Origin of the sequence: Pseudoalteromonas sp. 20-MNA-CIBAN-0454 (assembly GCF_040308685.1) — a bacterium.
Classification (GTDB): Bacteria; Pseudomonadota; Gammaproteobacteria; order Enterobacterales; family Alteromonadaceae; genus Pseudoalteromonas; species Pseudoalteromonas nigrifaciens.
This window is the reverse complement of record NZ_JBEOOB010000028.1, coordinates 42222-55238: the sequence shown is the minus strand read 5'-3', so window position 1 is coordinate 55238 and position 13017 is coordinate 42222. Positions and strand designations below refer to the sequence as shown.

Here is a 13017-nt window from a genome sequence, read left to right as displayed (position 1 = left end):
TACCTCAGGTTAATATGCTGAGTAAATTATGCATAGGTAGCATTAATATTGGTATGTGGGTTTAATTGCGCGCTTACATTTAAAACGCTACAAGTAAAAAGGACAGGCGCATATTTTTTGGCAAATAACTGTAACGCGCTAAAGCACGCCCTACATATTAGCTGAACCTTTTTACTTTTAACCTATAATAAAAAAGCCGCTGTTTGTAATTAACAGCGGCTTTCTTTTTAAGCTCATAAGCCTAAAACTTGGCTTAAAACTTACGTTTTATTGCTTGCCAATCACTTCAAGGCCACCCATGTACGGGCGTAATACTTCTGGTACTACTACTGAGCCATCGGCTTGTTGGTAGTTTTCTAGTATGGCGACTAGTGTACGGCCAACGGCTAAGCCTGAGCCATTTAGTGTATGTAGTAACTCTGGCTTTTTAGCCCCTTCGCGGCGAAAACGTGCTTGCATACGACGCGCCTGAAAATCAGCCATGTTTGAACATGATGAAATTTCGCGGTAGGTGTTTTGCGCTGGTAACCATACTTCTAAGTCGTAGGTTTTAGCTGAGCCAAAGCCCATGTCGCCCATACATAAAATTACTTTACGGTACGGTAGTTCAAGCTCTTGTAGTATTTGCTCTGCATGACCTGTTAACTCTTCAAGCGTTGCCATTGAGTCTTCTGGTTTTACCAGCTGTACAAGTTCTACTTTATCAAACTGGTGCTGACGAATTAAGCCGCGAGTGTCGCGACCATAGCTGCCGGCTTCACTTCTAAAACATGGCGTGTGCGCGGTTAAACGAATTGGCAAATCGCTTTCGTCGTAAATTTCATCGCGTGCACTGTTAGTAAGTGGTACTTCTGCTGTAGGGATTAAGCTAAAGCCTGATTGCTGTTCGCCATCGTCGTTTACAAGGCCTAGCGTGTGGAATAAATCGCCCGCAAACTTAGGTAATTGGCTAGTGCCGTAAAGGCTTGCGCTATTTACTAGGTACGGTACGTACATTTCTGTGTAACCGTTTTTGTCTGTGTGGGTGTCTAGCATGTATTGCGTTAATGCACGATGCATACGCGCTACTTGGCCGCGCATTACAGTAAAGCGTGCGCCACTAATTTTAACGCCCATTTCAAAGTCTAAGCCGTTTAAGTCTTGGCCTACATCAACGTGATCTTTCACGTCAAAATCAAACTTTTTAGGAGTGCCCCACGTTAGTATTTCAACGTTGTCGTCTTCGTCTTTACCTGCAGGTACTGATTCGTCTGGCAAGTTTGGAATTGCTAAGGCAATGTCGTTAATTGCGGCTAATACTACATCTTGCTGCGCTTTTGCTGCGTCTAGCTCGCTACCTAAGTTAGCAACTGCATCAAGTAGCGGTTGAGCGTCTTCGCCTTTGGCTTTAGCTTGGCCAATTGCTTTTGCGCTTGCATTACGCTGACTTTGAAGTTCTTGCGTTTTTACTTGTAATGTTTTGCGTTTTTCTTCAAGTGCCGTGACCGTCGCTACATCGAGTTCGTAACCGCGAGCCGCTAAGCGTGCTGCAGTTTGTTCGATATCTTGACGTAAAAATTTAGAATCTAACATGTTAGTTTTTAACCTTTTTGCATTACTAGCTGAAGGCCCAGCCAAGCCATAAAAATACACACCATCACGTTTAAGATGATATTGAGGGCCATTTTAATAAAGTGACCTTGTTGTAACAACAACAGCGAATCCATTGAAAATGTTGAAAAGGTGGTTAACGCACCTAAAAAGCCAACCCCGATCAGGGCTTTAGCAGGGCTTTCGGCGATTATATCTTTATCTAGTAAACCGTACAAAATGCCCATCAACAATGAACCCAGAATATTAACCGCCAACGTGCCAAAAGGGAATCCCCTACCGAGGAGTTTTAGCATGCTTTCGCTAATAAAAAACCGTAAACACGCTCCTGAGGCTCCGCCAAGGGCGATCATCATATAAAGTTTAATCATTTTCGTATCGTTTAAGTGGGCTTTGCGCGTCGCGCTCTTTTAGGTAATCGAGCTTTTGCTTAATTTTTTGCTCAAGGCCACGATCGCTCGGTGAGTAATACTCCCTACCTTGCATTTCTGGTGGTAAATACTTCTCTCCGGCAGCAAAAGCGCCTTCTTCGTTGTGCGCATAACGATACTCAGCGCCATACCCCAAGTCTTTCATTAAGTTGGTTGGCGCATTACGTAAATGCTCGGGCACGGGATAACTTGGCTCGTTTTGGGCATCGGCCTTGGCTTGATTAAACGCCATATACACCGCATTACTTTTAGGTGCGCTGGCTAAATAAAGTGTGGCTTGGGCAATTGCACGTTCGCCTTCGCTTGGGCCTACTCGCTGAAAAATATCCCATGCGTTTAGCGCCACTTCCATAGCGCGCGGATCGGCGTTGCCTATGTCTTCTGTAGCAATGGCAAGTAATCGCCTAGCTACATATAAAGGGTCACCCCCACCGGCTAAAATACGGCAATACCAGTACAGCGCGCCATCGGGGGAGCTTCCTCGTACCGATTTATGAAAGGCCGATATTAAATCGTAAAATTCATCGCCGCCTTTGTCGTATTTAGCTAAATGTGTGGGCAGCACTTGGCTAAGTACGTGCTCGTCTACCTTGTATTGGCCGTTTTGCTCTGTGGTTAAATCAACCGCTTGCTCAAGTAAGTTAAGTACTTTGCGCGCATCGCCACCACTTGCTTGGCACAGTGCTTTTTTAGCGTTGTCGGCAATTACTATGTGCTTTTGGCTTAATTGTTCGTCTTGTTTGAGTGCGCGATCTATTACTGTGTATAGATCTGTATCGGCAAGCGATTTTAAAACATACACACGCGCCCGCGACAAAATAGCGTTGTTAAGTGCAAATGATGGGTTTTCGGTGGTTGCACCTACAAATATAAACGTACCGTCTTCTATATGCGGTAAAAATGCATCTTGCTGAGATTTATTAAAACGGTGTACTTCGTCAACAAACATTAAGGTGCGTTGGCCACGGCTTTGTAGGTTTTCGCGCGCCTGCGTAACGCTGTCGCGAATGTCTTTAACGCCTGCAGTAACTGCCGACATTTGAATAAGCGCAGCATCGGCATGATTAGCTATTATTTGCGCGAGCGTTGTTTTACCTACGCCCGGCGGGCCCCACAATATTAAACTATGGCAGCGCCCTGCAACAATTGCCTGATGCAGTGGTTTATCGGCGCTGAGTAAGTGCTGCTGACCAATGTATTCATCAAGCGTTGTTGGGCGCATACGCGCTGCGAGTGGGCGTACATCGGGCCCAAAGTTAAATCCTAAGTTACTCACCGTTACTCTGATCGTCTATTTCAACACCTTCAGGAGGCGTAAATTCAAAGGTGCTTTTATCAAGCAGCGTATTAACTTGTGCATCATTAAAAGTAAACGACGATAACTGCCCTGAATTATCGGTTACCACTAATTTAGCCAAACCTTGCTCGTTACCAGCAAAGGTTATATCTAGCTGCTCTACTTGGCTTTCTACGCCTTTGTTTGGCGTTACGCTAAAGCCGCTATTTGTAGCCAGTACGCTGTATTTTTTCCACTGCGCTGGGTCTTTTGAAGTAAGTAACACAAACGGCGTTGAATCTATAAGGCTGCTAGTTTGCATAATAGTTACTTGCTCGGCAAAACTGTCGAAGTAATATGTTTTATCCCCATTTGATACAAATAATGTATCGTCTGGATTGGTTTGCTGCCAGCGGATCATCATAGGTTGTTGCAGGGCAATCGTGCCCTCGCCTTGCATTACTGCTTGGCCTTGTTTGTCTGTTACTTTTTGCGAGAACTGCGCTTTAAAGCTTTTTAGCGTTGCGAGTTGATCTTGTAATGCTTGGCTGTCGTCTGCAAAGCTTGGCGTAGCAACTAAGCTGCCAAGTACTAATAATAAGGTGTTAAGTTTTTTCATTAATTTGCTCCATTAGGTACTAATACATCGCGAGCGCCATTGTGGCCAGCTGAACTCACGATACCCGATGTTTCCATTTGTTCTACTAAGCGTGCTGCGCGGTTATAGCCAACACGTAATTTACGTTGCACAGACGACACCGATACTTTACCGGTTTCAATTACAAACGACACGGCTTCGTCGTATAGCGGATCGTTTTCTTCATCTGCGTTTTCGCTGGCTTCACCCGGTAATAAAATATCCTCGTTCGCGTCGCCATTAAGTATTTCGTCTATGTAATTTGGTTTAGCACGGGCTTTCCAGTCGTTTACTACTGCGTGTACTTCGTGGTCGTCTACAAACGCGCCATGCACACGCTCAGGAACACTTGTACCTGGCGGTAAATACAACATATCACCCATACCTAGTAAATTTTCGGCACCTTGTTGGTCAAGTATAGTGCGCGAATCTATTTTACTCGATACCTGAAACGCCATACGCGTTGGTATATTTGCTTTAATTAAACCGGTAATTACGTCTACCGATGGGCGCTGTGTTGCCAGTATTAAATGAATACCTGCGGCACGTGCTTTTTGCGCAATACGGGCAATTAGCTCTTCTACCTTTTTACCTACAATCATCATCATGTCGGCAAATTCGTCAATTACTACCACTATACTAGGTAGCTTTCCAAGCTCATCTGGGCCATCTTTCATGCCATCGGTGTCTTTAAATAATGGGTCCATTATTGGATAGCCCGCTTCTTTGGCTTCAAGTACTTTTTGGTTATAACCTTTTAAGTTACGTACACCCAAAGCCGACATTAGCTTATAACGACGCTCCATTTCGCCTACACACCAACGCAGTGCATTAGCGGCTTCTTTCATGTCGGTAACTACTTCACACAATAAATGCGGAATACCTTCGTATACCGAAAGTTCAAGCATTTTAGGGTCAATCATGATCATACGTACATCATCAGGCCCCGATTTGTACAGTAAGCTTACTATCATCACATTAACGCCCACTGATTTACCCGAGCCTGTAGTACCGGCTACCAATAAATGCGGCATTTTACCAAGGTCGGCACATACCGGCTCCCCGGCAATATCTTTACCTAATACCATGGTGAGTGGTGATGGGTTTTGCTCAAATTTAGGGGCGTTTATTACTTCTGATAAACGCACTATTTCGCGATACTTGTTAGGCAGCTCTATGCCTACATAGGTTTTTCCCGGAATAACCTCAACCACGCGCACACTAATTGCCGAAAGCGAACGGGCTAAATCTTTTGCTAAACCGGTAATTTTAGACACCTTTATGCCGGGTGCTAAATCTAGCTCAAAGCGAGTTACAACTGGCCCTGGGTATACTGCTACAACCTTTGCTTGTACGTTAAAGTCGAGCAGTTTTGTCTCTACTAGTCGCGATACTGTATCGAGCTCTTCTTGCGAAATAGGGTTTTTAGCTTTGTCGGGTCTGTCGAGTAAATCAAGCGATGGTAATGGCCCTAGTGGCGGCTCTTGATTAAGTAATTGTTCAAATTTTTCTTTGGCTGTTGGCGGCGGCTGATACGCAGCTTTTGGCTTGTTCATTGGCCTTGCTGGCGATACTACCGTAGTTACTGGCTTTTCAGGCTCTACTACTGGGCTCTGATCAAGTGCATTAAGTGCAGCTTCTGTATCCATTGGATCGTCATCTATGGCGCTAAAGCCAATTTCTTGATCGAGAATATCATCTAGCTCGTCAAACGGCATAAATTCGTCGCTAATTTGCGGCTCATTAAATGGCGTTTGCGGTTTGTTAATTGATTTTTGTTTATTTACTTTTTTGGTATTTGTTTCATCGGCTTGCTCGTTGGTGTCTGGTTCAAATTGTGCGTCTATTTGCTGATTATCATTACCTGCTAAACGCTCTCGGTTTAACCAGCCTTTTATATAATTGCTAATGTAACGATAAAAACGTACGATTAAATCACCTAAATAATCAACAAAATCTACCCACGAAACGCCCGTTAATAATGTTAAACCGGCAAAAAAGAAGCACAATAATAGTATTGAAGTACCGGTAAAGTTAAATGCTGGCATCATTGCCGATTCAATCACATCGCCCACTACCCCGCCTGATGAAAAGTTATAAATATCATCAAAATTAATGCTGCTAATAGCGGTAGCTGAGGTAATAAATAAAGCAAAACCAATAACACGCAATGCTAAGGTGGTGTAGTCGAGTTGTAAAATTCGGTGCGGTTGTTTAAATAGTAAATAACCAAATATCTGAATTGCGGCCGGTACTAAATAAGCCAACCAGCCAAAAGTGAGTAATAATATGTCAGCAATCCATGCACCCGCAGCGCCAGTAATGTTTTTTACTTCGCTAAAGCTAGTTTGCGACCATGCAGCATCCGCCGGATCAAAGCTGATTAAGGCACATAAAATAAATATTGCTGTAAAAGTGCTGATTATCAGCCCTGTTTCTAATAGCCTTTGCACACCGTTTAGGCGCATAATTCCCTATTCCTCTTTATTATTTTTACACTCACTTAGCAGTGGAATACCTTAGCAGGAAATGTATTTTGTTGCACTTTATCTTAACCTTGATGGCCTGATTATGAACAAGTTTTTATAATTTAAACTTATATTATGCGAAACTAATTATAAATTACTATATTAGCCTATAAATAACACACATATTGTAAATCAGCTTAAGCAACATAGGGGCGAATAATTACGCCTTCCTCGCCTTTTACTTCTTCCATTACTACATAAGTACGACTTTCGCTAACATTGGGTAACTTTAAGAGTATATCGCCCAGTACTCCTCGATATTCTGACATGTCGTTTACCCGCGTTTTAAGTAAAAAGTCAAAATTACCCGATACTAAATGGCACTCTATTATTTCGTTATGCTTTTTAACTGCAGCACTAAATTCGTCAAATACATCTGCCGATGTTTTAGTAATAGTTACCTCAACGTATACCGATAAACCTTGGCCAAGCTTAGCCGGATCGACCACAGCCTTGTAACCAAGTATATAACCTTCTCGCTCCAACTTTTTTACACGCTCTAAACAAGGTGTCGCACTTAAGCCAACTCGTCGGGCCAGTTCCACATTAGATAACCGCCCATCCTGTTGTAATTCCACTAATATTTTGCGATCTATTCTATCTAATAGTGTATGCATACTCACCTAGTTTATTATTCTGTTTAAAAGCCAAAAACAGATATTATCACTATAATATGTTAAAAAAAAGGTAAGACACACTAGCAACTCATGAATATAATAGTGAAAAAACTTATCCCGTTCTAACAAGGCAAAATTATGATTATAGGTGTACCTAAAGAAATTAAAAACCATGAATACCGCGTAGGTATGGTTCCTGCTAGTGTTCGTGAGCTCGTTAATCACGGCCACCAAGTATTAGTGGAAACAGATGCGGGTATGGGCATTGGCTTTACTAACGACGATTACGTACAAGCCGGTGCTGAAATTTTAGCAACACCTGCTGATGTATTCGCAAAAGCCGAGATGATAATTAAAGTAAAAGAACCACAAGCGATTGAGCGTGCCATGCTGCGCGAAGATCAAATTCTTTTCACTTACTTACACCTTGCCCCTGATTTACCACAAACTGAAGACCTAGTTAAAAGCAAAGCAATTTGTATTGCATACGAAACAGTCACAGACTCTCGCGGTGGCCTTCCTCTTTTAGCTCCTATGAGTGAAGTAGCAGGTCGTATGTCTATTCAAGCAGGCGCACAAGCGCTTGAAAAAATAAATAAAGGCAGTGGTATGTTACTTGGTGGCGTACCGGGCGTTGAGCCAGCTAAAGTAGTTATTATTGGCGGCGGTATGGTTGGCCGTAGCGCTGCACTTATGGCGGTTGGTTTAGGTGCAAACGTAGTAATACTTGATCGTAACATTGACGTATTACGCGCACTAGACGCACAGTTTGGCAACAAAGTACGCGCTATTTACTCAACTGCCGACGCACTTGAAAAACACGTACTAGAGGCCGATTTAGTAATTGGTGGTGTACTTATTCCAGGTGCAGCTGCACCTAAACTAGTAACTGCTGCGCACATTAAAGCCATGAAACCAGGCTCTGCAATTGTTGACGTTGCCATTGACCAAGGTGGCTGTATTGCCACCTCTAAAGCAACTACCCATGCTGATCCTACGTTCATTGTTGATGACGTTGTTCACTATTGTGTTGCTAATATGCCGGGCGCTGTGCCACGTACTTCTACGTTTGCACTTAACAATGCAACCTTGCCGTTTATTATTAACCTTGCAAACAAAGGTTATAAAAAGGCATTGCTTGACGACGCTCACTTCTTAAAAGGCTTAAACGTAATAAAAGGCCAAGTAACTTACAAAGAAGTAGCTGAGGCGTTTAACATGGAATATGTTGATCCTCGTACTGCGCTAGAAAACGTTTAATTTAGCGTAAAGCACTCAAGCATTAATTTACTTGAGTGCTTTAGAGTAAACATTAGTGCAAACAAAAAAAGCAGCTATTAGCTGCTTTTTTGTTGTATAGATTTTAAATTTATAAGCTTATATAAAACGTTTAATTATAAAATCTACTTTTACACGTTTTGCTTGGCCAAGTAACTTTTTAACCGCTTGCGGATAATCGTCCATGGTTTCTAAATCATCTGGGCCAGTTAAACGGCGACAGTGCTGCAGAATTTCTTGCTTTTCGTTGTCAATATCTTGCATTATTGTTTGCTGTGGATCTTCAATTAAAATACCATTTTCAACATCTAGTCCCCACGCCCGCGGGTTAAGGTTATGACCACTGAGTAAATGTACTTTTCTGTCTGAACAAATGCCTTTTAAATGAAACGAATTACTGTCGTGCTTCCATAAATAAACGTTTAAATTACCGTTATCAATATGGCGTTTTTGCGTTTTAACAAATTTATGCAAAATAGTTTCGTATAAATACGGCAACGCGCCTATTTTACTAAATGGCTCGCTAGGCGGTACATAAAAGTCGTTAGCCGTTTTATCGCCCACTACAATAGTGACTTGCTTACCTTGCTTTAATAAGCGGCGTAATGAGCGCATTAACGGCGCCGGAAAATTAAAGTAAGGCGTATACAACACCAGCTCTTGCTCGGTGGCGTCAAACATGGTTTTAATTAAACGATTAAGTTCGTTATTGCGTCGCCCTAATCCTAAAAACAAACGAATACCTAAGGACTGAGTATTATGCAGCTCGGCGCTGTTATACCTTGCTGTTTTTAAATCACGCATTAATTGCTTTTGATCTAATCTAAAGTCATTAAGCTTTGGCAGCGGGCGGCTATCAATACGCGGCACTGCATTTGAGCTAAGTAATGTTGTTTCAATAAAGTCTATTACAGCATCGCACAATGCGTTTTGCGTAACTAAAAAGTAACGATCGAGGCGATAACGGTCGTTATACTCTAAATACACATTATTTATACTCGCGCCGCTATAAAGCAAGGTGTCGTCAATCACAAAACCTTTTAAATGCAATACGCCAAATAACTCTTTCGCTTTTACTGGTACACCGTATACCTGCACGTTCGATTGAAACTTTTCGAGGTAATCACAATATAAACTGGCATTCCCCTCAGATTTTTCGGCACCAATAAGGCCACGTTGCGCGCGATGAAAATCTACCAGCACTTTTATTTCAAGCGCTGGGTTAGCTAATGACACCTGGTGCAGTGCCTCTAAAACTTCACGTCCGGCTTCATCATCTTGTAAATAAAGCGTGGTTATATAAATTCGTTTTTTTGCGTTGGCAATTAAACGTAGCAATTGCGTACGGTACTCTTGCGCATTGGTTAAGACGTTAAGGTCTTTTGAAGTCAACCCAAATGCGGGTTTTTCCTGCCAAAATAACATAGTTGCCTATTCACTTAGGTCACATAATCTTTCAGTGACAAATCAAAATTAGGTAAAACATATCAAAAAAAATCAAACCGGTCATGAATTAACGCAGTTTTGTTGCGTATTAGTCTGTTTATTGAACTAATTTTACTTATTAGACATAAATTACTCCATTTTAAGTACACAATATTGCACAGCTTTAAAATTTGTTAAAAAAATTAATCACGGATTTTGTTTACTTCCTGCTTGTTTTTCTTAGAATCGAGCGCATTACAGAGTGAATTAAACGTTTAGGAAAAAACCATGACTGAAGCAAAACATTGTAAGTTACTTATTTTAGGCTCAGGCCCCGCTGGTTACACTGCCGCAGTTTACGCAGCCCGCGCAAATTTAAACCCGGTATTAATTACTGGTATGCAACAAGGTGGCCAATTAACCACCACTACCGAAGTAGAAAACTGGCCTGGCGATGCGCATGGCTTAACTGGTCCTGCGTTAATGGATCGTATGAAAGAGCATGCTGAGCGCTTTGAAACTGAAATTATATTTGATCACATAAATAAAGTAGACGTATCTAAACGCCCTTTCACTTTAACTGGCGACCAAGGCACTTACACCTGTGACGCACTAATCATTGCAACAGGCGCGTCTGCTAAGTACCTAGGCTTAGAGTCAGAAACAAATTTTCAAGGCCGTGGCGTATCTGCGTGTGCGACCTGTGATGGTTTTTTCTATAAAGGACAAAAAGTAGCGGTTGTTGGCGGCGGTAACACAGCTGTTGAAGAAGCGCTTTACTTATCTAACATTGCCGATGAAGTGCATGTAATTCACCGTCGTGATAGTTTCCGTAGTGAAAAAATACTAGCCGACCGCCTTGCTGAAAAAGCAGCAAACGGTAATGTGGTAATGCATTACAACCGTACGCTTGACGAAGTATTAGGTGACCAAATGGGCGTTACCGGTGTGCGTATTAAAGATGCAAACTCTGATGCAACCGAAGAGTTAGACCTAGCGGGCGTATTTATTGCTATTGGCCATAAGCCAAATACCGATATGTTTGTTGGCCAACTAGAGATGAAAGACGGCTATATAATTGTTGAGTCGGGCCTTAATGGCAACGCTACACAAACTAGCGTACCAGGCGTATTTGCCGCTGGTGATGTGTCGGATCATATTTACCGCCAAGCAATTACTTCAGCCGGAACAGGTTGTATGGCAGCATTAGATGCTGAGCGCTTTTTAGATAATCTATAAGCAGTTAAGTATTTAGTGAAAAAGGCTGATAAATCAGCCTTTTTTTATGTCTAAATTATAGTTACACTTTTGTTATTCGTTTTTATTGAAGTATTGTATGAAAAAGCAGCTGTACCAGCTAAGTAATACCGATATAGCATTTCCACCTATAGAGTGCGCTCTCGACTCCCCCGACGGTTTACTCGCTATTGGTGGCGATTTAAGTTTAGCGCGGCTAAATAACGCTTATAATAATGGTATATTTCCGTGGTTTAGCGAAGACGAGCCAATAATGTGGTGGTCGCCCAGTGAGCGCGGCATTGTAGAGCTTGATAATTTTCATATTAGTAAAAGCCTGCGCAAGCATTTAAAAAAGCACCCGGTCACCGTTACTATAAATAATGCCTTTATTGAAGTGATTGAAGCATGCTGCGAGCAACGCATTGATACCGATGGTACGTGGATCACCTCTGACATGCTCACTGCGTACATTAACGCCCATAACGCAGGCATTGCCCATAGTGTAGAAGTGTGGCGCGAGGGAGAGCTTGCAGGTGGCTTATATGGCATTATGCAAAATGGTGTTTTTTGTGGCGAGTCGATGTTTCATCATCAAACAAACTGCTCTAAGCTGGCTATGTGGGCGTTGGTTAATTGGCTTAAGCGCCATAACGCGCATTTTATTGATTGTCAGCTCGAAAACCCCTATTTAATGTCGTTAGGGGCGACAGTGATCCCACGCCCTGCATTTTTAGCTAAACTACACGCAGCGCAAAATTATAAAGTAGACCCTGCTATGTGGATACCACAGGAGCTTAACGCTATTTATGAATGAACATATTCCTGCACGCGCTGGTTTAAGCCAAGAGTTTGCTTGTAGTTATTTACCCAACCGCCAAGAGCAGTTATTGGTCATTCTTGATCCAAGTTGCTACAGCAGCGATAAATTTGAGTCTTTGCTGGCGTTAGGTTTTCGTCGCAGCGGTAACCAAATTTACCGCCCGCACTGTCCAACTTGCAGCGCATGTAGCTCTGTACGTGTATTAGCACAAGAGTTTATTGAGACAAAATCGCACAAACGTAAACTAAACAAAGCAAAAACACGCTTTGAAGTTAAATATTCTAACCAAGAGCGCCCGCAATACTACGCGCTGTACAGTAAATATATTAGTTTGCGCCATCAAGACGGTAGTATGTATCCTCCTGATAAAACACAGTTTCAGAGTTTTTTATTATGCAGTTGGTTAAACATCACTTTTATAGAACTTTGGGATCAAGACAATTTAGTTGCGGTTGCCGTAACTGATTGTATGGACAAGGCTATTTCAGCTATTTATACTTTTTTTGACCCCGACTATGAGCAGTATAGTTTGGGTACTGTGATGATTTTACAGCAGCTAATATTTGCTAAAGCACAAAATAAGCACTACGTGTACTTGGGCTACCAAATAGACGAATGTCCTAAAATGAACTACAAAACGCAATTTTTACCGGCGCAAAAACAAGTCAAAGACCAGTGGTTGACTATTTAATTTGCAAAAATAGCCGCTGCGCCTTTACTTATTGGCGTATTTTGGGCAGAATCTGCAGCGTTTAACTATTAAAGAGGTGTTACGCTAAACATGGCGAAAGAAGACGTAATCGAAATGCAAGGGACAGTCCTTGATACTTTACCAAATACAATGTTCCGAGTTGAGCTAGAAAATGGTCACGTAGTTGTGGCTCATATTTCAGGCAAAATGCGCAAAAACTATATCCGTATTTTAACCGGCGATAAAGTAACGGTAGAAATGACTCCTTACGATTTATCGAAAGGTCGTATCGTATTCCGTGCTCGCTAAGTAAGTGCGTAAACGAGATTTAGTTTTTGGCTAGTGTTTCACTAGCTTTAAGCGTTTATTAAATGTAATTGATGGATATTAACTAGCAATTACATTTAATAAACAAAAAACCCAGCCTTGCTGGGTTTTTTGTTGTCTATAAAACATTACAAAAAAAGGTCTGCTTTTTAAAAGCA

General features: G+C 42.0%; 12 protein-coding genes. 5 read left to right on the top strand and 7 right to left on the bottom strand.

From position 1 onward, the window contains the following. Nucleotides 1–267: 267 nt before the first annotated feature. The 6 genes from serS to lrp all read right to left on the bottom strand — a co-directional run bounded on the left by serS (nucleotide 268) and on the right by lrp (nucleotide 7079). A complete protein-coding gene (serS, locus tag AAEZ22_RS13635) occupies nucleotides 268–1572 on the bottom strand; it encodes a serine--tRNA ligase (RefSeq protein ID WP_011328389.1) in 1305 nt (434 codons plus the stop codon). Between the two features lie 8 nt (nucleotides 1573–1580). Further along, nucleotides 1581–1961 (bottom strand): fluoride efflux transporter CrcB, encoded by a 381-nt coding sequence (gene crcB / locus AAEZ22_RS13630; RefSeq protein WP_041454454.1) that lies wholly within the window; start codon nucleotides 1959–1961, stop codon nucleotides 1581–1583. Beyond that, nucleotides 1954–3297, bottom strand: coding sequence for a replication-associated recombination protein A (locus AAEZ22_RS13625; RefSeq protein WP_192531480.1), 1344 nt, complete (start codon nucleotides 3295–3297; stop codon nucleotides 1954–1956). The genes crcB and AAEZ22_RS13625 overlap by 8 nt, the downstream gene beginning before the upstream one ends. Further along, complete coding sequence (lolA, locus tag AAEZ22_RS13620; RefSeq protein WP_192531479.1) at nucleotides 3290–3916, bottom strand: outer membrane lipoprotein periplasmic chaperone LolA; 627 nt, start codon at nucleotides 3914–3916, stop codon at nucleotides 3290–3292. The genes AAEZ22_RS13625 and lolA overlap by 8 nt, the downstream gene beginning before the upstream one ends. After that, nucleotides 3916–6402 (bottom strand): DNA translocase FtsK, encoded by a 2487-nt coding sequence (locus AAEZ22_RS13615; protein WP_192531478.1) that lies wholly within the window; start codon nucleotides 6400–6402, stop codon nucleotides 3916–3918. Before AAEZ22_RS13615 ends, lolA begins: the two co-directional genes overlap by 1 nt. A gap of 197 nt (nucleotides 6403–6599) precedes the next feature. After that, nucleotides 6600–7079: a leucine-responsive transcriptional regulator Lrp gene (gene lrp, locus AAEZ22_RS13610; protein WP_011328394.1), complete on the bottom strand. Its 480-nt coding sequence runs from the start codon at nucleotides 7077–7079 to the stop codon at nucleotides 6600–6602. A 138-nt stretch (nucleotides 7080–7217) separates the two neighbouring features. Between lrp and ald the strand changes: the two genes are divergently transcribed. Next, nucleotides 7218–8339, top strand: a complete 1122-nt coding sequence (ald, locus tag AAEZ22_RS13605) for an alanine dehydrogenase (protein WP_179807343.1) — start codon at nucleotides 7218–7220, stop codon at nucleotides 8337–8339. A 117-nt stretch (nucleotides 8340–8456) separates the two neighbouring features. Here the strand turns inward: ald and pssA are convergent, their stop codons facing one another. Continuing rightward, the gene (gene pssA / locus AAEZ22_RS13600; protein WP_011328396.1) at nucleotides 8457–9782 is read right to left on the bottom strand and encodes a CDP-diacylglycerol--serine O-phosphatidyltransferase; all 1326 of its coding nucleotides are present in this window, start codon (nucleotides 9780–9782) and stop codon (nucleotides 8457–8459) included. Between the two features lie 288 nt (nucleotides 9783–10070). On the opposite strand from pssA, the gene trxB reads away from it, so the two are divergent. From trxB to infA, 4 genes are all read left to right on the top strand, one after another. After that, on the top strand, nucleotides 10071–11021 hold the full coding sequence (trxB, locus tag AAEZ22_RS13595; protein ID WP_011328397.1) for a thioredoxin-disulfide reductase: 951 nt from the start codon (nucleotides 10071–10073) through the stop codon (nucleotides 11019–11021). 97 nt (nucleotides 11022–11118) lie between these two features. Further along, entirely contained in the window at nucleotides 11119–11835 is a 717-nt protein-coding gene (aat, locus tag AAEZ22_RS13590) for a leucyl/phenylalanyl-tRNA--protein transferase (RefSeq protein ID WP_350594947.1), read from the top strand. Further along, a complete protein-coding gene (locus AAEZ22_RS13585) occupies nucleotides 11828–12532 on the top strand; it encodes an arginyltransferase (RefSeq protein ID WP_041454455.1) in 705 nt (234 codons plus the stop codon). Before aat ends, AAEZ22_RS13585 begins: the two co-directional genes overlap by 8 nt. A gap of 90 nt (nucleotides 12533–12622) precedes the next feature. Further along, nucleotides 12623–12841: a translation initiation factor IF-1 gene (infA, locus tag AAEZ22_RS13580; protein WP_002962494.1), complete on the top strand. Its 219-nt coding sequence runs from the start codon at nucleotides 12623–12625 to the stop codon at nucleotides 12839–12841. Nucleotides 12842–13017: the final 176 nt, after the last annotated feature.